At 55.7% G+C, this 25257-nt stretch carries 21 protein-coding genes; 10 read left to right on the top strand and 11 right to left on the bottom strand.

Going from position 1 to position 25257, the window contains the following annotated elements:
- Positions 1-36: 36 nt before the first annotated feature.
- From P349_RS14445 to thpR, 11 genes are all read right to left on the bottom strand, one after another.
- Positions 37-780: a fimbrial chaperone gene (locus tag P349_RS14445; RefSeq protein WP_032649762.1), complete on the bottom strand. Its 744-nt coding sequence runs from the start codon at positions 778-780 to the stop codon at positions 37-39.
- A gap of 82 nt (positions 781-862) precedes the next feature.
- The gene (locus tag P349_RS14450; protein WP_032650069.1) at positions 863-1468 is read right to left on the bottom strand and encodes a fimbrial protein; all 606 of its coding nucleotides are present in this window, start codon (positions 1466-1468) and stop codon (positions 863-865) included.
- Positions 1469-1768: 300 nt separating this feature from the next.
- Complete coding sequence (gene panD / locus P349_RS14455) at positions 1769-2149, bottom strand: aspartate 1-decarboxylase (RefSeq protein ID WP_003856284.1); 381 nt, start codon at positions 2147-2149, stop codon at positions 1769-1771.
- A 34-nt stretch (positions 2150-2183) separates the two neighbouring features.
- On the bottom strand, positions 2184-3035 hold the full coding sequence (panC, locus tag P349_RS14460) for a pantoate--beta-alanine ligase (RefSeq protein WP_008501942.1): 852 nt from the start codon (positions 3033-3035) through the stop codon (positions 2184-2186).
- 11 nt (positions 3036-3046) lie between these two features.
- Entirely contained in the window at positions 3047-3838 is a 792-nt protein-coding gene (gene panB / locus P349_RS14465) for a 3-methyl-2-oxobutanoate hydroxymethyltransferase (protein WP_032649761.1), read from the bottom strand.
- Between the two features lie 123 nt (positions 3839-3961).
- Positions 3962-4441, bottom strand: coding sequence for a 2-amino-4-hydroxy-6-hydroxymethyldihydropteridine diphosphokinase (gene folK, locus P349_RS14470; RefSeq protein WP_032649759.1), 480 nt, complete (start codon positions 4439-4441; stop codon positions 3962-3964).
- Positions 4438-5835 (bottom strand): polynucleotide adenylyltransferase PcnB, encoded by a 1398-nt coding sequence (gene pcnB, locus P349_RS14475; RefSeq protein ID WP_073961632.1) that lies wholly within the window; start codon positions 5833-5835, stop codon positions 4438-4440. The genes folK and pcnB overlap by 4 nt, the downstream gene beginning before the upstream one ends.
- 42 nt (positions 5836-5877) lie before the next feature.
- Positions 5878-6768, bottom strand: coding sequence for a tRNA glutamyl-Q(34) synthetase GluQRS (gene gluQRS, locus P349_RS14480; RefSeq protein ID WP_032649757.1), 891 nt, complete (start codon positions 6766-6768; stop codon positions 5878-5880).
- A gap of 59 nt (positions 6769-6827) precedes the next feature.
- Positions 6828-7283, bottom strand: coding sequence for an RNA polymerase-binding protein DksA (dksA, locus tag P349_RS14485; protein WP_001155232.1), 456 nt, complete (start codon positions 7281-7283; stop codon positions 6828-6830).
- 176 nt (positions 7284-7459) lie between these two features.
- Positions 7460-8164 carry a DNA/RNA nuclease SfsA gene (gene sfsA, locus P349_RS14490; RefSeq protein WP_032649756.1) on the bottom strand — a complete coding sequence of 235 codons (705 nt, stop codon included), beginning with the start codon at positions 8162-8164 and terminating at the stop codon, positions 7460-7462.
- Positions 8154-8708, bottom strand: a complete 555-nt coding sequence (gene thpR, locus P349_RS14495) for an RNA 2',3'-cyclic phosphodiesterase (protein WP_032649754.1) — start codon at positions 8706-8708, stop codon at positions 8154-8156. Before thpR ends, sfsA begins: the two co-directional genes overlap by 11 nt.
- A gap of 73 nt (positions 8709-8781) precedes the next feature.
- On the opposite strand from thpR, the gene hrpB reads away from it, so the two are divergent.
- The 10 genes from hrpB to fhuB all read left to right on the top strand — a co-directional run bounded on the left by hrpB (position 8782) and on the right by fhuB (position 25223).
- On the top strand, positions 8782-11211 hold the full coding sequence (gene hrpB / locus P349_RS14500) for an ATP-dependent helicase HrpB (RefSeq protein ID WP_032649753.1): 2430 nt from the start codon (positions 8782-8784) through the stop codon (positions 11209-11211).
- Positions 11212-11355: 144 nt separating this feature from the next.
- Positions 11356-13878, top strand: coding sequence for a bifunctional glycosyl transferase/transpeptidase (gene mrcB / locus P349_RS14505; protein WP_032649751.1), 2523 nt, complete (start codon positions 11356-11358; stop codon positions 13876-13878).
- A gap of 326 nt (positions 13879-14204) precedes the next feature.
- A complete protein-coding gene (locus tag P349_RS14510) occupies positions 14205-14774 on the top strand; it encodes a fimbrial protein (RefSeq protein WP_032649749.1) in 570 nt (189 codons plus the stop codon).
- A gap of 49 nt (positions 14775-14823) precedes the next feature.
- Complete coding sequence (locus P349_RS14515) at positions 14824-15537, top strand: fimbrial biogenesis chaperone (RefSeq protein ID WP_071995291.1); 714 nt, start codon at positions 14824-14826, stop codon at positions 15535-15537.
- Positions 15538-15556: 19 nt separating this feature from the next.
- Positions 15557-18034, top strand: a complete 2478-nt coding sequence (locus tag P349_RS14520) for a fimbria/pilus outer membrane usher protein (protein ID WP_032649745.1) — start codon at positions 15557-15559, stop codon at positions 18032-18034.
- A gap of 13 nt (positions 18035-18047) precedes the next feature.
- Entirely contained in the window at positions 18048-19049 is a 1002-nt protein-coding gene (locus P349_RS14525) for a fimbrial protein (protein ID WP_238550748.1), read from the top strand.
- Between the two features lie 207 nt (positions 19050-19256).
- Entirely contained in the window at positions 19257-21506 is a 2250-nt protein-coding gene (fhuA, locus tag P349_RS14530; protein ID WP_032649743.1) for a ferrichrome porin FhuA, read from the top strand.
- A gap of 50 nt (positions 21507-21556) precedes the next feature.
- On the top strand, positions 21557-22354 hold the full coding sequence (gene fhuC / locus P349_RS14535; protein ID WP_032649742.1) for a Fe3+-hydroxamate ABC transporter ATP-binding protein FhuC: 798 nt from the start codon (positions 21557-21559) through the stop codon (positions 22352-22354).
- A complete protein-coding gene (gene fhuD, locus P349_RS14540) occupies positions 22354-23244 on the top strand; it encodes a Fe(3+)-hydroxamate ABC transporter substrate-binding protein FhuD (RefSeq protein ID WP_032649740.1) in 891 nt (296 codons plus the stop codon). The genes fhuC and fhuD overlap by 1 nt, the downstream gene beginning before the upstream one ends.
- Entirely contained in the window at positions 23241-25223 is a 1983-nt protein-coding gene (gene fhuB, locus P349_RS14545) for a Fe(3+)-hydroxamate ABC transporter permease FhuB (protein WP_032649738.1), read from the top strand. The genes fhuD and fhuB overlap by 4 nt, the downstream gene beginning before the upstream one ends.
- Positions 25224-25257 lie beyond the last annotated feature (34 nt).

Below are 25257 nucleotides of genomic sequence, written 5' to 3'. Positions count from 1 at the left end.
TGCTATCAATTGTTACTGGTATTCAGAGTGTGCAGATTATTTCAGGCTTTTTTCGAGCTTATCTGTACCACCGAAATCATTAATTGAATCGAACAGAACTGTCCCGGTTGTGGCCGACGTCAATCCTTTAACAACCATTTGTGCGTCGCTGAACGGTTTAACTGTCTGATGCACAACATCGTAATTTTTCTCTCCCACTTTTAATTTCACTGAGGAAAGTGAAATATGATAAGGCGAATTGTTGTGCGCAATCAGCTGAAGGGTATTTCCCTCTTTTTTCTGCGACCAGGTTAATGCGGCAGCCGCTTCACCTTGTGATCCTTTCATTGCTTCAGGACGATAGAAAAATTTAATACGGGTGCGGAATGCCAGCTGAAGCTGATTAAGGTTTTCTGCCTTAACCACTTTTGATTTTGGCGGGATTTCCAGTACGTTGAACCAGAAAAGGGATTCGCGGTCTTGCGGTAAAGATCCCCCCGTGTAGGTGACACGAACGGACTGGCCTTTTTTCGGATCGATACGTGATACCGGAGGGGTAATCACAAACGGTAGCTTAAGTTCTTCAGGGTTCACGCCATCACGACCGTCGTCCAGCCATGTCTGAACGAGCAGGGGTTTATCGCCGTGGTTGTCGAGATTAACGATCACATCTTTGGATGATTGCGGGTAAATAACGCGAGTGCCTGAAATGACGATATCAGCATTAGCAGCGAATGCTGTTAATAATGCAGTCGCGACGAACGCGGATTTTAATCCTTTAAATACAAATGCTTTAAACATTTTTTCCACTTCCTGTTGGAATTAAATGAACTATCCCCCGGTATTCACCGAGGGATTGATTTACCAGCGAAATATAACGCTATTATTCGTAGATCATGGTGAAGGCAACCTGTGCCTGCACGGTACCTACGGTCACTGGGTTAGCAGATGCATCCCAGTTCTGGCCCTGCGTATACGCTACGCGGTAGTACAGGTTGCCTGCACCGGAAGCATCGACAGTGGCTTTCTGAGTGTTGTTGGTCTGGTCAACTTTGATCTGGTCGGTTGCGGAGTTACCGTCGTTCGACAGCACCAGGTTTACGTTCTGAGCAGCACCCTGGCTGTTTGATGGTGGAACCAGCAGGCCGCCTTCAGTAGAGGAGGAACCCGCCCATGAGGAGAACTGTGCAGACGCATCTTTAACCGTTGCAGTGTCGCAACCGGTCAGGGACAGACTGAATTTCTTTTCACCCAGGGTGCTGGTTGTACCCAGTGCGTTAGCGAAATCTTTCACGTACACGGTATCCAGCGTGACGTCGAAATCGTTGCCGTTCTGGTCAATTTTCTGATCCAGGGAGATCTGGCAGGTGTTATTAGAAACCATACCATGGAAAGTAATTGTACCGGTATCAGAGTCAGCTGCTACAGCTGAACCTGCGCTCATTACCATTGCCATTGCAACTGCTAAACCATATTTCTTAAAAGACATTTTAATATCCATATCGTGTATATAATGATAAGCAAACATATATATGCTTGCTCTATGGGTGAAATATTATTTCGGGGCTGATTTTATCCGCGATTTTTAGGGATAGGAATAGTGTGGACGGTTAGTTTATTTTAAAAGGAATTTAAGAATGTCTTAAGGAGGCTAATTTGAGGTTTTTATATTGGTGCGAGGAATGTTTTTTGCGTGCAATGCGTGGGAGAATGACTTAACTGACGGGGCTAAAATAATAACTCATTCGCGATAATTATATTTCGCGAATGAGTTTGGTAATATGAATTATCAGGCAACCTGAACCGGAATCGCCTTTGCGGTGCGCTTCATTTCATTGTCGCCTTCGAAGTAGGCCACTTTAGGCTGCCAGCGGCGGGCTTCTTCGTCAGACATCATCACGAAGCTGGCGATAATCACAATGTCGCCCACGTCTGCACAGTGCGCGGCTGCGCCGTTAACGGAGATGATTTTAGACCCGCGCTCGGCGGCAATCGCGTAGGTAGAGAAGCGTTTACCGTTATTCACGTTCCAGATATCAATCGCTTCGTTTTCGAGGATACCTGCTGCATCAAGGAAATCCTGGTCAATGGCGCAGGAGCCTTCATAGTGCAGGTCGGCCTGGGTGACTTTCACACGGTGAAGCTTACCTTGCAGCATTTTGCGAATCATTACGTTTACCTATAATTATCAAGGGTGAAAGGAACTACGCCAGCTCAACCACTTTATTGTCGATCAGACGCGCCTGACCTAGCCAGGCCGCCACCAGGATGACTGCGCGCTTGCTGTTCTGGGTTAATTCCAGCAGCGTATCAGCATCACGAATTTGTACGTCGTCAGCACGAAGGCCTTTATCGTTCAGCGCCTGCTCGGCAAGGGCGATAATCTCTTCTGCTGTTAACTCTTTTGCCAGCATCTGCTCTGCCATGGTGTTCATGACCTTGCTGAGACCCGGCGCGATTTTACGCTGTTCGGCGGTCAGGTAGCCATTACGCGAGCTGAGCGCCAGTCCGTCTTTGGCACGTACAATCGGTACGCCGACAATCTCGATATCGTAACCCATATCCGCGACCATCTTGCGGATCAGCGCCAGCTGCTGGAAATCTTTCTCACCAAAACAGGCAACGTCCGGCTGCACCAGGTTGAACAACTTGCTGACGATGGTGGACACGCCGCGGAAATGACCCGGGCGGCTGGCGCCTTCGAGCATGGTGGAAATGCCCGGGACGTCAACGTAGGTTGCCTCTTCGGTACCCTGCGGATAAACATCCGCTGGTGCAGGTGAGAAGACGATATCCGCGTGGCGTTTTTTGAGCTTCTCGCAATCTTCCTGCAGGGTACGCGGGTAGCGCGCCAGATCGTCTGCGCGGTCAAACTGCATGGGGTTCACGAAGATACTGACCACCACGATATCTGCCCGCGCGCGGGCTTCGTCGACGAGCTTCATGTGGCCGTCATGCAGATTGCCCATGGTCGGGACCAGTGCGATACGTTTACCTTCCTGACGCGCGCGGCGGATATGCTGGCGCAGCAGCGGCAGGGTTTCAATGATTAGCACAACGAGACTCCTTAATGGAAACTGTGTTCTTCACCCGGGTAAACACCGGATTCAACGTCGGCAATATACTGCCTGACCGCAGCGCGCATGTCGCCCGCTTCGGCGAGGAAATTTTTAGCAAATTTCGGGATGTGTCCGCCGGTGATACCGAAGGCGTCGTGCATCACCAGAATCTGACCGTCGGTGACGTTGCCTGCACCAATACCAATCACCGGAATGGACAGCGCGTCGGTGATGCGTTTCGCCAGCTCAACCGGCACGCACTCCAGCACCAGCAGCTGGGCACCTGCGGCTTCCAGCGCCAGGGCATCATCCAGCAGCGTCTGGGCTGCATCGCCGCGGCCCTGTACCTTATAGCCGCCGAAGATATTCACGGATTGCGGCGTCAGGCCTAAATGGCCGCAGACCGGCACGGCGCGTTCGGTGAGCATCTTCACCGTATCAACCAGCCAGGCACCGCCTTCAATTTTGACCATATTGGCACCGGCGCGCATCACTGCCGCCGCGTTTTCGAATGCCTGTTCCGGCGTGGCATAGGTCATAAACGGCAGATCGGAAAGCAGCAGGCAGGCTGGGGCGCCACGGCGCACGGCGCGGGTATGGTAAGCGATATCCTCAACCGTCACCGGCAGGGTGGAATCATGTCCTTGTACCGTCATCCCTAACGAATCTCCGACCAGCATGACGTTGATCCCCTCTTCGGCAAACAGTTTGGCGAAGCTGTAGTCATACGCGGTGATGGTGGCGAAGCGTTTTTTTTCCTGTTTGCATTTCTGCAGTAAGGAGATGGTGGTTGGTTTCATACTGTTTCCTGATAGCCCAAAAGCGAATCTTTGCGCATTCTAACAGTAACATTCGAGGGAACAATGATTTTAGGTAAACGATTAGCCACAATTATTTTGAGGCTAATTGACAGGGGAACCCGATCACCAGCGAGCGGGTTTTTCCGCGTTGAGGTTGTCCAGAATGGACTTAAGTGAGGTGCCATCCGGGAAGATGAGATTGGGGGCGACTTCATAGAGCGGCCAGAGCATAAACCCGCGATTTTTCATATCGTAATGCGGAACGGTGAGACGTTCAGTGTTAATCGTCTCGTGACCAAACAGCATAATGTCGAGGTCCAGCGTGCGCGGTCCCCAGCGTTCGGCTTTGCGTACGCGGCCCTGCTGCAGTTCGATGCGCTGGGTATTGTCCAGCAGCGCTTCTGGACCCAGTTCAGTCTCAAGCACCACGGCGGCGTTGAGGTAATCGGGCTGATCCTGCGGCCCCAGCGGCGGCGTGCGGTAGAACGAGGAGACCGCCACGATTTTGCTTTGCGGAATCTCGCCCAGCGCCTGTACGGCAGCATTCACCTGCTCCAGCGGAGAGGCTAAATTGCTGCCGATGGCGATATACGCGAGGGTCATGCTGTCCCTTCACGACGCGGCGCGCGTTTGCGCGGACGACGATGACGGCGACGCGGTTCCGGCTCTTCATCCAGCCCGGTGAGCATATCTTTTTGCTCCGGCGGGGCGGAAACCTGGAATTCAGCCCACCACTGCGCCAGACGCTGCAGCTCCTGGTTGCGTTCAATTTCTGCACGCAGCGACAGCAGATCGAAGGCAGCACGGAATTTAGGATGCTCCATCAGCTTCCAGGCGCGTTTGCCCTGACGACGGGACATGCGCAGCTGAAGCTGCCAGATGTCGCGCACCAGGGTGGTAATACGTTTCGGAATGGCGAGCGTGCGGCAGCCTTCGTCCAGCACGTCGTTGGCGGCCAGCGCGAACGCATCGTAATAGGCGAGCCCGCTCTCCTGGGTAATACGCTGTGCCGTTTCCAGCAGCGGATACCAGAACATCGCGGCAAACAGGAACGCCGGATTGACGCGCATGTCGTTGCGAATACGGGTATCGGTATTTTTCAGCACCTGCGCAATCATCCGCTCCATTGGGCTGTCACCGTTTTCGGTGAAGTAGCGGGTAATGGTTGGGAACAGCGGCTGGAACAGGTTGTATTCGCGCAGCAGATTATAGGTTTCAAAGCCGTGGCCGGCCTGCAGCAGCTTCAGCGCCTCTTCAAACAGGCGAGCAGGCGGCACGTCGTTAATCAGCGTTGCCAGACGCGGGATCGGCTCTGCCGTTTCCGGGCTGATGCGCATATCCAGCTTGGCGGCGAAACGCACGGCGCGCAGCATACGCACGGGATCTTCACGGTAGCGCGTTTCCGGCGTGCCGATCAGACGGATCAGACCTTCTTTCAGGTCCTGCATGCCGCCGACGTAATCGCGCACGGTGAAATCCGCCACGCTGTAATAAAGGCTATTGATGGTGAAGTCGCGACGCTGGGCATCTTCTTCGATGGATCCGAAGATATTGTCGCGCAGCAGCATACCGTTCTGGCCGCGCTGTGACGTCGTGCGATCGGACGCACCCGCTTCGTGGTGGCCGCGGAAGGTCGCCACTTCGATAATTTCCGGCCCAAACATCACGTGAGCCAGACGGAAACGGCGGCCAACGAGACGACAGTTACGGAATAATTTGCGCACCTGCTCAGGCGTGGCGCTGGTCGTCACGTCGAAATCTTTTGGTTTTTTGCCCAGCAGTAAATCACGCACTCCACCGCCCACGAGATAGGCCTCGTAGCCCGCTTTATTCAGACGATAGAGCACCTTGAGGGCATTTTCACTGATATCTTTGCGGGAAATAGTGTGCTGCTCACGCGGAATAACCGACATGTGTGGCTGTGCAATAGCATCGTTCGCCATGCTCTCTTCGCGGCTTAGCACTTTACGGCAAAAATTAGCGACTCGGGTAAAAATGGTACACCTCGTAGTGTGTTTTGTTATGAAAAAAGCGGCTAATCATAGCTCAGCGCAACGCATTTGAGAATGCTGGATTTTTGGCACTGCCGCGAGCGTCCAGTTGGCAACGGCCATTTTCAGCAGTTCGTCAATACGCAGATCCTGCCATTCGTTGGTTACATTCTGGTTGAGAAATCGCAGCGCGTCGATCAAAACAGGACGCGGATCGCCGTCTGGCAGGGCCGGGGCGTGGTTCTGCTTTGACAATTTAAAGCCCTGCGCATTGACCGCCAGCGGCAGATGAATGTAGTCCGGCGCCGTCCAGCCAAACTGGTGATACAGCGAGATTTGTCGCACGGTCGGCTCGACCAGATCCGCCCCGCGCACAATTTCCGTCACGCCCTGGAAATGATCGTCCACCACCACGGCCAGGTTATAGGCGAACAGGCCATCGCGACGGTGAATAATAAAATCCTCACGCGCCAGACGTTCATCGGCATGAATCTCACCGGAGAGTAAATCGGTAAAACGCGTCACCGGGGAGTGCTGCCTTATACGCACGGCGGCATTTTCCGAAGGAAGATTAAGCGTGCGGCAGTGGCCGTCATAGACGCCGCCTGCGCTCTGGATACGCGCGCGGGTGCAGGTGCAGTTATAGGAAAGCCCCTGTGCGCGAAGCCAGGCCAGACGTTCCCGATAAGCCTCGTGACGTTTTGACTGCCACAGCACCTCATCATCCCAGTGAAGACCGTAATGTTCCAGCTGACGCAGAATGCTCTCTGCAGCACCGGGAACTTCACGCGGAGGGTCAATATCTTCAATGCGGACGAGCCATTTTCCCTGGCGGGCGTGAGTCTGCAGGTAGCTGCCGAGCGCGGCAATTAATGAGCCGAAGTGTAATTCACCGGAAGGAGATGGCGCGAAGCGCCCAATATAGTGTGATTCAGACATATCAACAGTAACAAGGCGGGAGAGACTCCCGCCTTTAGAGTGTGTAAACAGCGCTGGTATTAACCGGCCATCTGTTTTTCGCGGATTTCGGCCAGCGTTTTACAGTCGATGCACAGATCGGCGGTTGGACGCGCTTCCAGGCGACGAATACCGATTTCAACACCGCAGGATTCGCAGTAGCCAAAATCTTCGTCTTCGACTTTTTTCAGCGTTTTCTCGATCTTTTTGATCAGTTTGCGTTCGCGGTCACGGTTACGCAGTTCGAGGCTGAACTCTTCTTCCTGAGCGGCACGGTCTACCGGATCCGGGAAGTTAGCAGCTTCATCCTGCATATGAGTAACGGTGCGATCGACTTCATCCCTGAGTTGATTACGCCATGCTTCAAGAATACGCTTGAAGTGCGACAGCTGGGCTTCGTTCATATACTCTTCGCCCGGCTTCTCTTGATACGGCTCCACCCCAGCGATGGCGAGAATACTCAGGGACGATGTTTTACGGTTTTGCCCTTCTTGCATGTTGCTTCTCCTTAACACGCACTATCGATCCCCGTGTTGGGGGAAAAATCAGGTCGCTATAAATAGCAGATGCTTTTCCGGATGGCAATTATCTAAACGTAACACTTGACAAGCCTGTGAGGAAAAGCGTATTTGCGCACGCGGCCAGAACACTTAATCGTCAATCGTCTAATCCCTTATAAGACAATGGGAAGAGAGGATCTCAGAGTCATATTATCGGCAGAAAGTTCCGCTTTATAAGCGAAAACCTCTACCCCCTGCTTTTGTGCCTCATTCAACAATTGCGCGTATTTAGGATCAATATGGCGGGCAGGGGAGAAACGTTCAATGGCTGAATGCAACACCGCAAACAGCAATACGGCGCGTTTGCCCGCCGCCGCAACACTCATTAGCTCTCGCAGATGCTTCTGGCCACGTAGCGTTACCGCATCCGGGAAGTAGCCATTTTCCTGCTCCGCTAACGTCACTGATTTCACTTCAATATAGCACTCCGGCCTGTCTTCCGCCTGTAACATGAAGTCAATTCTGCTGCTTTCATCGCCATATTTCACTTCACTTTTATGCGTGCCATAACCGACCAGTTCAGGAATGGTGCCATGGGTCAGCGCTTCCTTAACCAGTTGATTTGCGCGCAGGGTGTTAACGCAAATAAATGCCCCGTTTTGGGTTTCGGTCATTTCCCAGGTATGGGCATATTTGCGTTTAGTATTTTCTGATGTGGAATACCAGACCCTGTCACCCGGCGTCGCACAGCCCGTCATGGCACCGGTATTAGGGCAGTGCAGGGTGAGCTGCACCCCTTCGGGGGTGATCACGTCGGCGAGGAAGCGTTTGTAGCGTTGGATAAGCGTAGCGTGCTGCAGGGGGGGACTAAACTTCATCAGAATTCCTTTCGGTGTTGCCCAGCGTCCAGCGCTGTAGCGGCGTATAGCGGGTGCGTCCCTGTGCAAAGACGGATTCGTAAAGCGCGAATCCGTTGACCGGAAAGGCCCAGTGAAAACCCGGCGGCGGGATAGCAACGGCCTGACCGGCATCGCGCAGCAGCGTGATATGTGGATGAAACGGCTGTGGGCTCTGATAACAGCCGCTGCGCGCCGCCTGCGCGCGCAGCATGTTCGCCAGCTGCAATAATCCGCGCGGAGGCTGGCGCGTGCCCAGCCAGACCACGCGCGAACGCAGCCACTGACCCGCGTCGTCGAGGTGCAGCGTAAATTCAGGCTGGGCAATACGCCCGGCCATTGCGGCTAACGCCCGCTGCTTTTCGGCACTGACGTCGCCCAAAAAGGCCAGCGTCAGGTGCAGGTTGGCGGCCGCGACAGGGCGACCGGCTTCCGGCGGGAAGCGATCGGCGCGCCAGCGAACAATTTGACGCTGTATCGCGGTGGGCAATTCAATGGCAAAAAACAGCCGTTTCGACTCAGGCATACGGAGGACTCGGTAATGATATGCGCCGATGCTACAATGTACGCCGACTAATGTTAACCCTCTGGAGCTGTTAGTGTCCTCATTGCCGGTCACCGTCGTTCTTCCTGACCTTCTCGCTGCCTTACATCATGCCCCGCAGGTTTTGCTGAATGCCCCGACGGGTGCGGGGAAGTCCACCTGGCTGCCGCTGCAGATTCTGAAAGACGGGAACATCAGCGGGAAAATTATCCTGCTGGAGCCGCGCAGGCTGGCCGCGCGCAACGTGGCGCAGCGTCTGGCGGAACTGCTCAATGAAAAACCGGGCGAAACGGTAGGTTACCGGATGCGCGCCGAGACCTGCGTGGGGCCGAGCACGCGCCTCGAAGTGGTCACCGAGGGTATTCTCACCCGCATGCTGCAAAACGATCCGGAGCTGACCGGCATCGGGTTGGTGATCCTGGATGAATTCCACGAGCGCAGCCTGCAGGCGGATCTGGCCCTCGCGCTGTTGCTGGACGTTCAGCAGGGACTGCGTGACGATCTCCGGCTGCTGATTATGTCGGCCACGCTGGATAACGAGCGGCTACGGCAGGCGCTACCCGATGCACCGGTCATCAGCTCTGAAGGGCGGGCGTTTCCGGTTGAACGCCGCTATCAACCGCTTCCCTCCTACCAGCGTTTTGACGAGGCGGTCGCCATTGCCACCGCTGAGCTGCTGCGCCAGGAGCCCGGTTCCCTGCTGCTGTTTTTGCCGGGTGTCGGTGAGATCCAGCGCGTGCAGGAGCAGCTTTCTACCCGCGTAGGCGGTGATGTGCTGCTGTGTCCGCTTTACGGCGCGCTGTCGCTCCAGGACCAGCGTAAAGCCATCCTTCCGGCCCCGGTGGGGCAGCGCAAGGTGGTGCTGGCAACCAACATCGCTGAAACCAGTTTGACCATTGAAGGGATTCGCCTGGTGGTGGATAGCGCCCAGGAGAGGGTGGCAAGCTTTGACCCGCGTACCGGGCTGACTAAACTTCTGACGCAACGCATTAGCCAGGCGTCGATGGTGCAGCGCGCGGGCCGCGCGGGGCGTCTTGAGCCGGGTATCTGCTTGCATTTGACCAGCGCGGAACAGGCTGAACGCGCTGCACAGCAAAGCACGCCGGAAATTTTACAAAGTGATTTGTCGGGCCTGGTGATGGATCTGCTTCAGTGGGGCTGCCCGGATCCTGGACAGCTTACCTGGCTTGATTCTCCGCCTGCCGTGAATCTCGCCGCTGCGCGCAATCTGCTGACCCAGCTTGGCGCGCTGGAAAGCGAGCGTCTGACGGTGCGCGGCCAGAAAATGGCGGCACTGGGCAACGATCCGCGTCTGGCCGCGATGCTGGCGGCCGCGCAGGGGGACGATGAAATTGCCACGGCGGCCAAACTGGCGGCTATTCTTGAGGAGCCGCCGCGCGGTGGCAGCAGCGATCTGGGGCAGGCGTTTTCGCGCAGTCAGGGGAACTGGCAGCAGCGGGCGCAGCAGCTCGGTAAACGGCTTAACAGCCGCGGCGGCGTACCAGACAGTGAGAGTATTCCTCGGTTGCTGGCGCAGGCGTTTCCGGACAGGATTGCGCGTCGGCGCGGGCTGGACGGTCGCTACCAGCTGGCAAACGGCATGGGGGCGATGCTGGACAGCGATGATGCGCTGACGCGTCACGAGTGGCTGATTGCGCCGCTCCTGCTGCAGGGGAGTCACTCCCCGGATGCGCGTATCCTGCAGGCGATAGCCATAGATATTGACGCCCTGACCCGTACCTGTCCGCAGCTGCTTCAGCAATCGGATATCGTCGAGTGGGATGATGCACAGGGTACGCTGAAGGCGTTTCGGCGTAGCCAGATTGGTAAACTGACCCTCGGGACGAAGTCGCTGGCGAAGCCGTCGGAAGAAGAGCTTCATCAGGCTATGCTGAACGGCATTCGGGAAAAAGGATTAGGCGTGCTGAACTGGTCACCAGAGGCTGAACAGTATCGTCTTCGCCTGCATTGTGCCGCACGTTGGCTACCGGAGTATGCCTGGCCCGCAGTCGATGATGAGACATTGCTGGGCTCTCTGGAGCGCTGGCTGCTGCCGCAAATGCACGGTGTTCACTCGCTTCGGGCGCTGAAAGCCCTTGATGTTAAGGTCGCGTTACAGAATTTACTGGACTGGTCATTACGTCAACGTCTGGATAGTGAACTGCCAGGGCATTACACTGTGCCCACCGGAAGCCGGATTGCCATCCGTTATCATGAGGATAATCCGCCGGCGCTGGCGGTTCGGATGCAGGAGATGTTTGGTGAGGCCACCACGCCGTCCATTGCGGAAGGGCGTGTGCCGTTAGTGCTTGAGCTGCTGTCGCCTGCGCATCGTCCATTACAAATCACCCGAGATTTGGGGGCGTTCTGGGCGGGAAGCTACCGTGAAGTGCAAAAAGAGATGAAGGGGCGATACCCCAAACATGTCTGGCCGGACGATCCGGCGAATACGGCGCCGACGAGGCGGACGAAGAAGTATTCCTGAAAGGGATGTGCGGCCTGATGCCCTCACCCCAGCCCTCTCCCACAGGGAGAGGGAGAAAACAAATTTTGAGAGATTTCTTCTTTCACAGGCCTGTGAAAGAAAAGAAAATCTGGCCTTTGCGCCTGAAAGTTGCGGAGAAAAAGCATGGCGGGGAATGACCGCGAGCCAATAGGACGTAAGGGAAAACCAACGCGTCCGGCGAAAGAAAAGGTAAGCCGTCGTCGCCTCAGAGATGAGGACTATGACGATGACTATGAAGACGATTATGAGGATGAAGAACCGATGCCGCGTAATGGAAAAGGCAAAGGGCGTAAGCCTCGGGGCAAGCGCGGCTGGTTCTGGCTGCTGCTGAAGCTGTTCATTGTTTTTGTCGTGCTGATGGCGATTTACGGCGTGTATCTGGATCAGAAGATCCGCAGCCGTATCGACGGTAAAGTCTGGCAGTTACCTGCGGCAGTGTATGGCCGTATGGTGAACCTTGAGCCAGATATGTCCATCACGAAGAACGAGATGGTTAAACTGCTCGAAGCCACCCAGTATCGTCAGGTGTCAAAAATGACGCGGCCTGGCGAATTTACCGTGCAGTCCAACAGCATTGAGATGATCCGTCGTCCGTTTGATTTCCCGGACAGCAAAGAGGGGCAGGTGCGCGCGCGTCTGACCTTTGACGGCGATCGTCTGGATACCATCGAGAACATGGATAACAACCGTCAGTTTGGTTTCTTCCGTCTCGATCCGCGTCTGATCACCATGCTTTCGTCAGCAAACGGCGAGCAGCGCCTGTTCGTGGCGCGTAACGGCTTCCCGGATCTGCTGGTCGATACACTGCTGGCAACCGAAGACCGCCACTTCTACGAGCATGATGGCATCAGCCTCTATTCGATTGGTCGTGCGGTGCTGGCTAACCTGACTGCCGGCCGTACCGTACAGGGCGCGAGTACGCTGACCCAGCAGCTGGTGAAGAACCTGTTCCTCTCCAGTGAACGCTCTTACTGGCGTAAAGCGAACGAAGCCTACATGGCCGTGCTGATGGATGCGCGCTACAGCAAGGATCGTATCCTTGAGCTGTATATGAACGAGGTATATCTCGGTCAGAGCGGCGATAACGAAATCCGCGGCTTCCCGCTGGCGAGCCTGTACTACTTTGGTCGTCCGGTGGAAGAGCTGAGCCTGGATCAGCAGGCGCTGCTGGTGGGCATGGTGAAAGGGGCGTCCATCTATAACCCGTGGCGTAACCCGAAACTGGCGCTGGAGCGTCGTAACCTGGTGCTGCGTCTGCTGCAACAACAGCAGGTGATTGACCAGGAGCTGTACGACATGCTGAGCGCACGTCCGCTTGGCGTTCAGCCGCGCGGCGGTGTGATTTCGCCTCAGCCTGCGTTTATGCAACTGGTGCGTCAGGAGCTTCAAAGCAAGCTTGGCGATAAGGTCAAAGATCTCTCCGGCGTGAAGATCTTCACCACCTTTGACTCCGTGGCGCAGGATGCGGCAGAAAAAGCGGCGGTGGAAGGCATTCCGGCGCTGAAGAAACAGCGTAAGCTCTCCGATCTTGAAACCGCGATGGTGGTGGTTGACCGTAACTCCGGCGAAGTTCGCGCGATGGTGGGCGGTGCCGAGCCGCAGTTTGCAGGCTACAACCGTGCCATGCAGGCGCGTCGATCGATCGGTTCTCTGGCAAAACCGGCGACCTATCTCACTGCCCTGAGCCAGCCAAACCAGTATCGTCTGAATACCTGGATTGCGGATGCGCCGATCTCCCTGCGCCAGCCTAACGGCCAGGTGTGGTCACCGCAGAACGATGATAAACAGTTCAGCGGTCAGGTGATGCTGGTGGATGCGTTAACGCGTTCCATGAACGTACCAACCGTTAACCTGGGCATGTCGCTGGGACTGCCAGCGATTGTCGACACCTGGCAAAAACTGGGCGTATCGAAAGATCAGCTGCACCCGGTGCCGGCAATGATCCTCGGGGCGCTTAACCTGACCCCGATCGAAGTCGCCCAGGCGTTCCAGACCATTGCCAGCGGCGGTAACCGCGCACCACTGTCTGCCCTGCGTTCAGTGATTGCCGAAGATGGCTCCGTGCTATATCAGAGCTTCCCGCAGGCGGAGCGTGCCGTTCCTGCGCAGGCGGCTTATATGACGCTATGGACGATGCAGCAGGTGGTGCAGCGTGGTACCGGGCGTCAGCTGGGGGCGAAGTATCCGGGTCTGCATCTGGCGGGTAAAACCGGGACCACCAACAACAACGTCGATACCTGGTTTGCCGGTATTGATGGCCGCGAAGTGGTGATCACCTGGGTAGGCCGCGACAACAACCAGCCGACCAAGCTGTACGGGGCGAGCGGGGCGATGTCGATTTACCAGCGCTATCTGGCCAATCAGTCACCGGTGCCGCTGAACCTCGTTGCACCGGAAGATATCGTGGATATGGGCGTGGACAGTTCCGGTAACTTTGTCTGCGGCGGCGGAATGCGTACCCTGCCGGTCTGGACAACCAACCCGGATTCCCTGTGCCAGCAGAGCCAGCCTGAACAGCCGACGGGCAACCCGTTCGATCAGTCCTCTCAACCGCAGCAGCCGCAACAACAGCCGCAGCAGCAGAATGAGAAGAAAGACAGCGACGGCGTAGCCGGCTGGATCAAGGATATGTTCGGCGGGAACTGATTTTCATGCTAAAACATAAAGCCGCTTCATTTCGAAGCGGCTTTTTTTTTGAGTGTATTATTCATGAGTTGAATGGATTTCCTTAATTTAATTTTTATAAAATTCTATTTAAGAATATTTAATTGCATTTTTTGTGGTTTAAAAACAGCTGGTTAATGATGTTGTGCGTTTTTTTTGAATTTTACACGGTAGACGGGATAGAGAAAATCCTGATTTAATAAGACCACGAAATAAAGTTGAGTTTTTATTTCAGCATAATTAACGTTCTGACCCGATATTGTAGTCTGGAATGGAAGCGTATATTGGTCTTTAATAAGGAATATTTTATGAAAAAACAGATTGTGCATTCTCTTGTTTCCGCCAGTCTTTTAGCAACATTAGCGATGCCAGTAATGGCAAGCGATTCTGGCACGGTTAATTTCGCCGGAAAAATTGTCGCGGATACCTGTGAAGTGAATGTTGATGATTCAGGTGCAACGGTATCGACCGTCACGTTTGCTGATACCTATCCCTCCGATTACGGGACAGATGGAAAAATAGGTACTTCAAAAGATTTCAAAATTGAGGTGTCAAAATGCGACCCGCTGGTTGCAAATCTCAACCTGAAATTTAGTGGTACCACAACGGATGCAGCCTATAAGCGCCTGCAAAACGATCTGTCTGGTGCCGGTAATGCGACCAATGTCGGTATCACGGTTGCCAATAACAATGGCGCGAAAGGTGATGTGCTCTTTAACGGTTCCGTGCCAGACAGTTCAACCGATGTGGCGAACGACCCTACTGGTGCCAGCGCCTCAGTATTCAATTATACCGCGAACGTTATTCAGGTTGGAGATGAGGTACCCACGGCGGGCCATTACTCGGCTTCAGCCACCTTCGAGGTAATGTATCGCTAAGCCTCTTTGGGCAGCCATCCCGGCTGCCCTTATTGGATTTAATAATGTTATGAACTCATGTTTAAAAATATTGTGTGGATGTTTATTGATTAGTTGCTGTTCAGCTCAGGCCAGCATTGTATTGGGGGGAACCCGAATTATTTACCCTTCCAATAAATCTGAGGTACAAATAGCCCTCAAAAATAAAGATCCGCATACCCGTTATTTGGTTCAGAGTTGGGTCAGCTATCTGAATGATACAAAAGCCCCTTTCGTTATCACTCCGCCCGTTTATAAGCTGCAAGAAAACCGTCAGACGCTCCTGCATATTATTTATACCGGTGATAAGAACGCATTGCCGGGCGATCGGGAATCGCTGTTTGTGGCCAATGTGAAATCCGTATCAGCGATTACACCAGAGTTGAAAGAGAAAAACACACTTCAGTTTGCGATGAAGACACGCCTCAAACTGTTCTGGCGTCCGGCAAATCTGAAGGAAGCTGACGCGCTGCAGGCCTGGGAGAAAGTCACCTTCCGTCGACAGGGAACGCAGCTCATCGCGAAAAATCCGACGCCATTTTATGTCTCTTTTGGCGAGCTGTCCGTCGGGGGCAAAGCGGTACCGGTCGTGGAAAGTAAAGACTCACCCGGTGCTATTTCAATGATGGTCGCGCCTTTCAGTGAGAAAGCATTTGCCTTGCCAAAGGGGGCAAGCGGTACGGTTCGCTGGACGGCAATCAGCGATTTTGGTGCCCAAACCCGCCAGAAGCAACAGGCCTTATAACTCATCATGTTGGTATGTTATGTCATCTTCTTCACTCTACAGGACGGTTTTGAACGGATTAACGTTAGCGTTGCTAGCGTTATGCCAGCCAGCGAGTGCAGATGATGAGTTTAACCTGCGTATTCTTGAACTGGATACGCCACTGGAAAATACCTCGACCTTAAAGAATTTCATCGGCAACAACAGCTTGTTAGCCGGAAATTACCCGACAACCATTATTTGGGGTAAAGATGTGTTGGATAAGCGAACCCTTGCTTTCGCGCTGTCCGACGACAAACAGCATCTGCTTCCCCAGTTAACCAAAGCCGATCTGCGCGATTTGGGTGTTAAAGTGGATACCTTGCCGGATATGAAAGACCTGGATGATGGTGTGCTGGTCGATGATATCTCGCGTTTTATTGACCAGGCTCGCTACGATTTCAACCAGGATAACCAGACCCTGAACCTGGTCATTCCACAGATCTACCGTGACCAGGCGGCGGCAGGCGCCATCAACCCGAAATACTGGGACGATGGCGCGTCAGCGGCCTGGGCCAGCTATCAGTTGAGCGGGTCACAGCAGCAAACTGATTCCGGTAAAACCTCATCGACATGGCTTGGCCTGGACTCCGGCATCAATCTTGGCGCATGGCGCCTTCGCAACAGCAGCACCTGGAGCGATTCATCCGGTTGGGATGCCATCAGCACAAGTGTGCAGCGCGACATTAAGGCGCTGAAAAGTCAGCTGGAGATCGGTCAGACCGCCACCAGCGGGGAGCTTTTTGATAGCGTGCAAATGACGGGCGTGAAGCTGGAAACCGATACCTCCATGCTGCCGAGCAGCCAGCAGGGGTTCGCTCCGGTGGTCCGTGGGATAGCCAACAGCGACGCAAAAGTTACGATCAAGCAAAACGGTTACACCGTTTATCAGACCAATGTCTCTCCCGGCCCGTTTGAAATCCGTGATTTAAGCCAGGTAACTTCCGGCGCCGATCTCGAAGTCACCGTCGAAGAGGCGGACGGCAGCGAGCACAGTTTTATTCAGGCCAGCGCCTCTGTGCCTGTTTTGCAGCGTGAAGGCGCGTTTAAATATGCCCTGGCGGCAGGGACGTTTCGGGGCAACGAAGGAGAAGAGGAACCTGCATTTGCGCAGGGCACGGCGATCTACGGGCTCCCTTACGGTGTGACGGTTTACACGGGGGCGCTGGGGGCGTCGTTGTATCATGCTTTGCTGGCGGGTATCGGCGCTGATTTAGGCCGTTTTGGTTCGGCGTCGGTGGATGTCACTGCCGCGCGTACCGCCTTCGATGATGGCCGCGCGGATGCCCGCGGTCTGTCGGTACGCTCTCAATACTCAAAAGATATCCCGGATACGGACACAACGGTAACGCTTGCCAGCTATCGCTACTCCACGTCCGGGTTTTATACCTTCCAGGAAGCCATCGACCAGCGCGATAGCCAGATTGATGACGGGATCTATACCTACCGCCGAACGAATAACCGCCGCAGCCGAATGCAGGTGAATCTCTCCCAGCGTTTGGGGGAGTGGGGATCCGCCTATCTCAACGGCTACCAGCAGAACTACTGGGATATGGATGGCCATGAACGCAGCGTAAGCGCCGGATTAAGTTCAAGCTGGCGTGATATCTCCTGGTCGGTCAGTTATAACCTGACCCGGACGCCAAATGCCGGGCAGGACAGGCAGATGGCACTGACGGTTAATATTCCGCTCTCCCACTGGCTGCCAAATTCCTGGGCAACCTATAGCGCAAATACTGCCAGCGGCGGCTACACATCGCATCAGTTAGGGATTGGCGGCACCGCGCTGGAAAACAATAACCTCAGCTATAACCTGCAGCAGAGCTACACCAGCAATAACACCGGTTATGGTGCGAGCGTATCAGGCCGCTACCGTGGCTCGGCGGGAGAGGTGGGGTTAGGTTACAGCTATGCTGGCAGCAATCAGCAGTGGAACTACAGTGCGCGTGGATCTGTCGTCGCACATGAACATGGCGTGACGCTTGGGCAATCTGTACGGGATGCCTTCGCCATTGTGCATATCAAAGGCGGTGACAACGTCAAAGTGCAAAACGGCCGGGGCATTTACACCGATGCATTTGGCAACGCTATTGTGCCAACGCTCACCGCCTACCGTCACAACACGGTGACTGTGAACACACAGGATCGGGAAGATATTGAGATAGAGACCGCAACGCAGGATCTCGTGCCGACGAAAGGCGCAGCGGTGACAGCGAATTTTGACGCCAGAGTTGGGATGAGAGCGCTGATTACCCTGCTGTACCAGGGAAAAGCGGTGCCCTTTGGCGCCATTGTGTCTCTGGATAACACCACGGCCATTGTAGGCGACGATGGTGAAGTGTGGCTGACCGGCTTACGAGACATCGTGTCATTTAACGTCCAGTGGGGAGACGGGCGCGAGGAGCAATGTCGCGGTACGTTTAACGTTCCTGCAGACAATGCGGCTTCCATTTATAAAACCACGGTAACTTGCCGTTAGACAAAGGTGACAGGTGAAAACGTTAATTTCGTTCCAACGGTTAGGTATTACGATACTCTTTATGACGCTGCTCGGCATTGTGCAGCCTGCTTTCGCCGGCTCCTCATGCACCCATGATGGCAAGCCCGGGACAATGATCTTTCAGCTACCCGCCAGCCTGCAGCTCGAGCCAGATACCGCAGTGGGTACTATTGTTTTTGAGCAGACGCTGGATAGTGGCGAAATTAAAATAACCTGTTCATCCGTTGGCAATAAATACAAAGGTTACACCAGCCTGACGGATGCCGATGCCCGTAGTGATGTGCTGGAAGGGGTATATCAAACCAACGTGCCCGGCATTGGCATCCGTATGGCACAGGCGCAGGATCGAAATACCTCCTATACCACCAGTGATATTATTACCCCCATGCACTTTTACAGCTATGGTGGGGGGGCAATAGCATTTGACACGGTTTTTCATGCCGCGATGCAACTGGTGGTCACCGGGAAGGTGGAAGAGGGCTACCTTGATACATCCCGCCTGACTTCAGAAGAGAAGTATGGCAGCGACGTGGTTGCCCAACTGCTCGTTTCACCCACCAGCGTTCATATTCAGACCAACACCTGTAATCTGGTGGATAAAAATATCTATGTGCCGCTGAAAACTGTTCACGCCAGTGATTTTGACGGCCCATATTCCGATATCCTCACGGACGGTGGTTTTAAAATTGAAATTACCGATTGTCATGAAGGCACTCAGATCGATTATCAGTTTACCAGCGCAGGCTCTACGGGAGTTACGAACGGAAATATTCTGGATATTGCCGCTGGTGACGGCGCCGCAAGCGGGGTAGGGATCCAGATTCTGGATAACAAGGACACCGTGCTGAACTTTGACCAGACTTATACCGCCATCAGCAGCACTCGTGCCAATGAAGTGGCGGAGATCCCCCTGCAGGCGCGCTACATCAAAACCGGCGACGTTAAAGCCGGAAAGGTGAACGCCGTTGCCACCTTTGAGGTCTTCTACCGCTAAGCCACTTTGACCCGTTTTGACGGGTCATAAGCGATCATTTCGCTATCCTCATTAACCCTCTCTTTTCATCTGGTTAATTCTTAAACCCTTAAATCTTGTAGGGCTGCTTACTGCTTGCTATGCAACCCGCGTTTCGCATATTATTCTGGCGCTCATAATAATAATTCTCGTTTACGTTATCATTCACTTTTCCATCAGAGAAACATCATGGCGCTTTCCAATACTGCTCAGCCAATGAACACGTCGCTGCGTAAACTCGCGGTCGTCGTCGCCACAGCGGTTGCCGGCATGTCCGCGTATGCTCATGCGGCCGAAACCCCGAAAAAAGAAGAAACCATCACGGTAACCGCAGCACCTGCGGCACAGGAGAGTGCCTGGGGACCGGCGGCGACCATCGCTGCACGGCAATCGGCGACCGGGACCAAGACGGATACTCCGATTCAAAAGGTTCCTCAGTCTATTTCCGTGGTGACCGCTGAAGAGATGGCGCTGCACCAGCCACGCTCGGTGAAAGAAGCCCTGAGCTACACGCCGGGTGTTGCGGTGGGTACGCGTGGCGCGTCTAACACCTATGACTACCTGGTCATTCGCGGTTTCGCGGCCGACGGTCAGACCCAGAATAACTACCTCGACGGTATGAAGATGCAAGGCAACTTCTATAACGACGCGGTGATTGACCCTTATATGCTGGAGCGTGCTGAGATCATGCGCGGCCCGGTTTCGGTTCTGTACGGTAAAAGCAGCCCTGGCGGCTTGCTGAACATGGTCAGCAAGCGCCCAACGACCGAGCCGTTGAAAGAAGTGCAGTTCAAAATGGGCACCGACAGCCTGTTTCAGACCGGCTTTGACTTCAGCGATGCGATCGACGATGACGGCGTTTACTCTTATCGCTTAACGGGCGTTGCACGTTCGAACAACTCGCAGCAGGAAGGCAAAGGTGAGCAGCGTTATGCCATCGCGCCTTCTTTCTCCTGGCGTCCGGATGATAAAACCACCTTCACGTTCCTCTCATACTTCCAGAACGAGCCTGAGACAGGCTACTACGGCTGGCTGCCAAAAGAGGGAACGGTTGATCCGCTGCCGAATGGCGATCGTCTGCCGACGAACTTCAACGAAGGCGCGAAGAACAACACCTACTCCCGTAACCAGAAAATGGTGGGATACAGCTTCGACCACGCCTTCAACGATACCTTTACCGTGCGCCAGAACCTGCGCTTTGCTGAGAACAAAACTTCGCAAAACAGCGTATACGGCTATGGTGTCTGTACCGACCCGGCGAACAGCGGCAACAAGCAGTGCGCGGCGTTAGCGCCATCGGACAAAGGCCATTATCTGGCGCGTAAATACGTTGTCGATAATGAAAAACTGCAGAACTTCACCGTTGATACTCAGCTGCAGAGCAAATTCGCTACGGGTGAGGTGGACCACATCCTGCTGACCGGCGTTGACTTTATGCGTATGCGTAACGACATCAACTCCTGGTTTGGCTATGACGACTCTGTTCCGCTGCTGGATCTCTACCATCCGGTGAACAGCGATTTTGATTTTGGTGCAAAAGACCCGGCAAACTCCGGCCCGTATCAGATCCTTAACCGTCAGAAACAGACGGGACTCTACGTTCAGGATCAGGCGCAGTGGGATAAGGTCCTGGTAACCCTGGGCGGCCGTTATGATTGGGCCGATCAGGAATCCTACAACCGCGTGACGAACACCACTTCCAAACGTGATGACACCCAGTTCACCTGGCGCGGCGGCGTTAACTACCTGTTTGATAACGGTGTCACCCCGTACTTTAGCTACAGCGAATCGTTTGAACCGGCTTCGCAGACCGATGCCCAGGGTAAACTGTTCTCGCCTTCCAAAGGCAAACAGTACGAAGCGGGCGTGAAATACGTACCGAACGATCGTCCGATCGTTGTTACCGGTGCGGTATACCAGCTGACCAAAACCAACAACCTGATGGCGGACCCGGCGGGATCCTTCTTCTCCGTTGAAGGCGGTGAAATCCGCGCGCGTGGCGTAGAGCTGGAAGCGAAAGCGGCCCTCTCTGCAAGCGTGAACGTCGTCGGCTCCTATACCTATACCGATGCGGAATACACCACCGATACGAACTACAAAGGCAACACGCCAGCTCAGGTGCCAAAACACATGGCATCCGTTTGGGGTGATTACACGATGTTTGATGGCCCACTGTCTGGCCTGACGCTGGGTACCGGCGTGCGTTACACGGGTTCCAGCTATGGCGATCCGGCGAACTCCTTCAAGGTGGGCAGCTACACCGTTGTCGATGCGCTGGTCAGATACGATCTGGCACGCGTTGGCATGGCAGGCTCGAACGTGGCGCTGCACGTGAACAACCTGTTCGATCGTGAGTACGTTGCCAGCTGCTTCAACACCTACGGCTGCTTCTGGGGTGCTGAACGTCAGGTTGTTGCTACCGCGACCTTCCGCTTCTAATCTCTGTCCGGGCACGGTTCGCCGTGCCCTTTTTATTTAAGTTGGCTGATATGCAGGATAATCAAACGCAACCTGACACCACCTTTACGCTCAACCATCTCTCCTTTCGCGTACCCGGGCGCACCTTGCTGCATCCGCTCTCTCTGACGTTCCCCGCAGGTAAAGTCACTGGCCTGATTGGTCACAACGGCTCCGGTAAATCCACACTGCTCAAGATGCTGGGGCGCCATCAGCCGCCTTCAGAAGGCGATATTCTGCTGGATGATCAATCGCTGGAGAGCTGGAGCAGTAAAGCCTTTGCCCGCAAAGTGGCCTATCTGCCGCAGCAGCTGCCGCAGGCGGAGGGGATGACGGTGCGAGAGCTGGTGGCGATTGGACGTTATCCGTGGCACGGGGCGCTTGGACGATTTGGCGTGGCCGACAGAGAGAAAGTGGAAGAGGCGATTGCGCTGGTCGGGCTAAAACCGCTGGCGCACCGTCTGGTGGATAGCCTGTCCGGCGGCGAACGTCAGCGCGCGTGGATTGCGATGCTGGTGGCGCAGGACAGCCGCTGCCTGCTGCTGGATGAACCGACCTCTGCGCTGGATATCGCGCATCAGGTCGACGTCCTGGCGCTGGTGCACCGCTTAAGCCAGCAGCGTGGTCTGACGGTCATTGCGGTCCTGCACGATATCAACATGGCCGCGCGTTATTGTGACTACCTCGTCGCGCTGCGCGGGGGCGAGATGATTGCCCAGGGTACACCCGCAGAGCTGATGCGCAGCGAAACGCTGGAACATATTTACGGTATTCCTATGGGTATTCTGCCTCACCCGGCCGGGGCTGCACCGGTGAGCTTTGTCTACTGATGCTCGATAACACACGCATTAGCCGCCGTCGCCTGCTGACGGCGATGGCGCTCTCACCGCTGCTGTTAAAAATGAATACGGCGCGTGCTGCCGCCGTCGATCCGCACCGCATAGTCGCTCTGGAGTGGCTGCCGGTCGAGCTGATGATGGCGCTCGGCGTCACGCCCTACGGCGTGGCGGACATTCCTAACTATAACCTCTGGGTGAACGAGCCGAAGCTGCCGGACTCGGTGATCGACATCGGCCTGCGGACGGAGCCAAACCTCGAGCTGCTCACCCAGATGAAACCCTCGTTCATGTTCTGGTCAGCGGGCTACGGTCCGTCAGAGGAGACCATGGCGCGCATCGCGCCCGGTCGTGGATTCGCCTTCAGTGACGGTAAAAAACCGCTGGCCATGGCTAAAAATTCGATTAACGAGATGGCGCGTTTCCTCAACCGCGAGGTCGAGGCCAAAAAACATCTCGACGAATTTGATGCCCTGATCGACTCCCTGAAGCCCCGATTTGCTCACCGGGGCGATCGTCCGCTGCTGATGGTGACGCTGCTGGATGCCCGCCATATGCTGGTTTTCGGTAAAAACTGCCTCTTCCAGGAAGTGCTCGACAGCTTCGGCATTCGTAATGCCTGGGAAGGGGAGATGACGTTCTGGGGCAGTACCGCCGTGGGTATCGATCGTCTCGCGGCGTTTCGCGACGTGGATGTGCTGTGCTTCGATCACGGCAACGAGCGCGCCATGCAAACCCTGATGGCGACGCCGCTCTGGCAGGCGATGCCGTTTGTGCGTGAGCAGCGCTTCCAGCGCGCCCCGGCGGTCTGGTTCTACGGCGCGACGCTGTCGGCCATGCATTTTGCCCGCGTGCTGGATAACGCGCTGGGAGGGAAAGCATGAGTACGCGTATCGCCCGCTTCCCGGCGCTGCTGCTATCCCTGCTTTTGCTGGTTGCGCTGGTATTAACCGGGTTCAACCTCTCGACGGCGTTACCCCGCACGCAGTGGGGGGCCGCGCTGGCCTCGCCGGATATCGACAATATTCAGCAGATGCTGTTCCACTACAGCCTGCTGCCGCGTCTGGCGATCTCCCTGTTAGTCGGCGCCGGTTTAGGGCTGGTGGGCGTGCTGTTCCAGCAGGTTTTGCGTAACCCGCTGGCAGAGCCAACCACGCTCGGCGTCGCGACCGGCGCACAGCTTGGGATCACCATTACCACGCTGTGGGTGCTGCCGGGTGCGTTAACCTCGCAGTTTGCGGCACTCGCGGGGGCGTGCGTGGTGGGTGCGCTGGTCTTTGGCGTGGCCTGGGGCAAGCGCCTTTCGCCAGTAACGCTTATCCTGGCCGGGCTGGTGGTGAGCCTCTACTGTGGGGCGATCAACCAACTGCTGGTGCTGTTCCACCACGATCAGCTGCAAAGCATGTTCCTGTGGAGCACCGGCACGCTGACCCAGACCGACTGGAGCGTGGTGCAGCGCCTGTGGCCGCAGCTGGCTGGCGGTGTTGTGCTGACGCTGCTGCTGCTGCGTCCTCTTACGCTGATGGGACTGGATGACGGCGTGGCGCGCAACCTGGGGCTGGCGCTGTCGCTGGCTCGCCTGGCGGCGTTGACGCTGGCAATTGTATTGAGCGCCCTGCTGGTGAACGCGGTCGGCATCATCGGGTTTATCGGCCTGTTTGCGCCGCTGCTGGCGAAAATGCTCGGGGCGCGTCGTTTACTGACGCGTCTGATGCTGGCGCCGCTGATTGGGGCGCTGATCCTCTGGCTTTCCGATCAGCTTATTCTCTGGCTGGCGCAGGTCTGGCGGGAAGTCTCCACCGGCTCTGTGACCGCGCTTATCGGGGCGCCGCTGCTGCTGTGGCTGCTCCCGCGGCTGCGCAGCATGAGTGCACCGGCGATGGACGCGGGCGATAAAGTCTACGCTGAACGTCGGTCGGTGCTTTGGTTTAGCCTTGCCGGTCTGGCGGTGCTGATTATCGCCTCGTTCGCGGCGCTCTCATTTGGACGCGATGCCGCGGGCTGGCACTGGGCAACGGGTGATTTACTCAATGAACTGCTACAGTGGCGCTGGCCGCGTATCGTCGCTGCGCTGATCGCCGGGGTGATGCTGGCGGTGGCGGGGTGCATCATTCAGCGTCTGACCGGCAACCCGATGGCGAGCCCGGAAGTGCTCGGGATCAGCTCTGGCGCCGCCTTTGGCGTGGTGCTGATGCTGTTCTTCGTGCCGGGAAATGCGTTTGGCTGGCTGATGCCTGCCGGCAGTATCGGCGCGGCAGCCACGCTGATGATTATCCTGATAGCCGCCGGTCGCGGCGGCTTTTCGCCGCACCGCATGCTGCTGGCCGGGATGGCGCTCAGCACCGCGTTTACGATGCTGCTGATGATGCTACAGGCAAGCGGCGATCCGCGTATGGCGAAGATCCTGACCTGGATTTCCGGCTCGACCTACAACGCCACCGGAAGCCAGGTGGTCTGGTCCGGGATGGTGATGCTCGTGCTGCTGGCGATGGTGCCGCTGTGCCGCCGCTGGATGACCATTCTGCCGCTCGGCGGCGAAACCGCGCGTGCGGTGGGGATGGCGCTGACGCCAGCGCGCGTGGCCTTGCTGCTGCTGGCGGCGTGCCTGACGGCGACGGCAACCCTGACGATTGGACCGCTGAGTTTTGTGGGGTTAATGGCGCCGCACATTGCCAGAATGATGGGGTTCCGCCGGACGATGCCGCATATCGTCATGTCGGCCCTGACGGGCGGGGTGATGCTGGTGTTCGCGGACTGGTGCGGAAGAATGGTGCTGTTCCCGTACCAGATCCCGGCGGGTCTGCTGTCGACCTTTATCGGTGCGCCGTACTTTATTTATCTGTTGAGAAAGCAGAGCCGGTAGTCAGGTGCGGCCTGATCCCCTCACCCCAGCCCTC

The organism is Enterobacter sp. DC4, assembly GCF_000568095.1.
Lineage (GTDB): Bacteria > Pseudomonadota > Gammaproteobacteria > Enterobacterales > Enterobacteriaceae > Enterobacter > Enterobacter pseudoroggenkampii.
The sequence above is the reverse complement of the archived record's forward strand: the minus strand, read 5'-3'. Positions and strand labels throughout refer to the sequence as shown.

Excerpts from the sequence above, each read along its gene's own strand:
- P349_RS14445 (WP_032649762.1), bottom strand. The coding sequence starts at position 780 with ATGTTTAAAGCATTTGTATTTAAAGGATTAAAATCCGCGTTCGTCGCG.
- P349_RS14450 (WP_032650069.1), bottom strand. The coding sequence starts at position 1,468 with ATGTCTTTTAAGAAATATGGTTTAGCAGTTGCAATGGCAATGGTAATG.
- panD (WP_003856284.1), bottom strand. The coding sequence starts at position 2,149 with ATGATTCGCAAAATGCTGCAAGGTAAGCTTCACCGTGTGAAAGTCACC.
- panB (WP_032649761.1), bottom strand. The coding sequence starts at position 3,838 with ATGAAACCAACCACCATCTCCTTACTGCAGAAATGCAAACAGGAAAAA.
- folK (WP_032649759.1), bottom strand. The coding sequence starts at position 4,441 with ATGACCCTCGCGTATATCGCCATCGGCAGCAATTTAGCCTCTCCGCTG.
- gluQRS (WP_032649757.1), bottom strand. The coding sequence starts at position 6,768 with ATGTCTGAATCACACTATATTGGGCGCTTCGCGCCATCTCCTTCCGGT.
- dksA (WP_001155232.1), bottom strand. The coding sequence starts at position 7,283 with ATGCAAGAAGGGCAAAACCGTAAAACATCGTCCCTGAGTATTCTCGCC.
- sfsA (WP_032649756.1), bottom strand. The coding sequence starts at position 8,164 with ATGAAGTTTAGTCCCCCCCTGCAGCACGCTACGCTTATCCAACGCTAC.
- thpR (WP_032649754.1), bottom strand. The coding sequence starts at position 8,708 with ATGCCTGAGTCGAAACGGCTGTTTTTTGCCATTGAATTGCCCACCGCG.
- mrcB (WP_032649751.1), top strand. The coding sequence starts at position 11,356 with ATGGCGGGGAATGACCGCGAGCCAATAGGACGTAAGGGAAAACCAACG.
- P349_RS14510 (WP_032649749.1), top strand. The coding sequence starts at position 14,205 with ATGAAAAAACAGATTGTGCATTCTCTTGTTTCCGCCAGTCTTTTAGCA.
- P349_RS14515 (WP_071995291.1), top strand. The coding sequence starts at position 14,824 with ATGAACTCATGTTTAAAAATATTGTGTGGATGTTTATTGATTAGTTGC.
- P349_RS14520 (WP_032649745.1), top strand. The coding sequence starts at position 15,557 with ATGTCATCTTCTTCACTCTACAGGACGGTTTTGAACGGATTAACGTTA.
- fhuA (WP_032649743.1), top strand. The coding sequence starts at position 19,257 with ATGGCGCTTTCCAATACTGCTCAGCCAATGAACACGTCGCTGCGTAAA.
- fhuC (WP_032649742.1), top strand. The coding sequence starts at position 21,557 with ATGCAGGATAATCAAACGCAACCTGACACCACCTTTACGCTCAACCAT.
- fhuD (WP_032649740.1), top strand. The coding sequence starts at position 22,354 with ATGCTCGATAACACACGCATTAGCCGCCGTCGCCTGCTGACGGCGATG.
- fhuB (WP_032649738.1), top strand. The coding sequence starts at position 23,241 with ATGAGTACGCGTATCGCCCGCTTCCCGGCGCTGCTGCTATCCCTGCTT.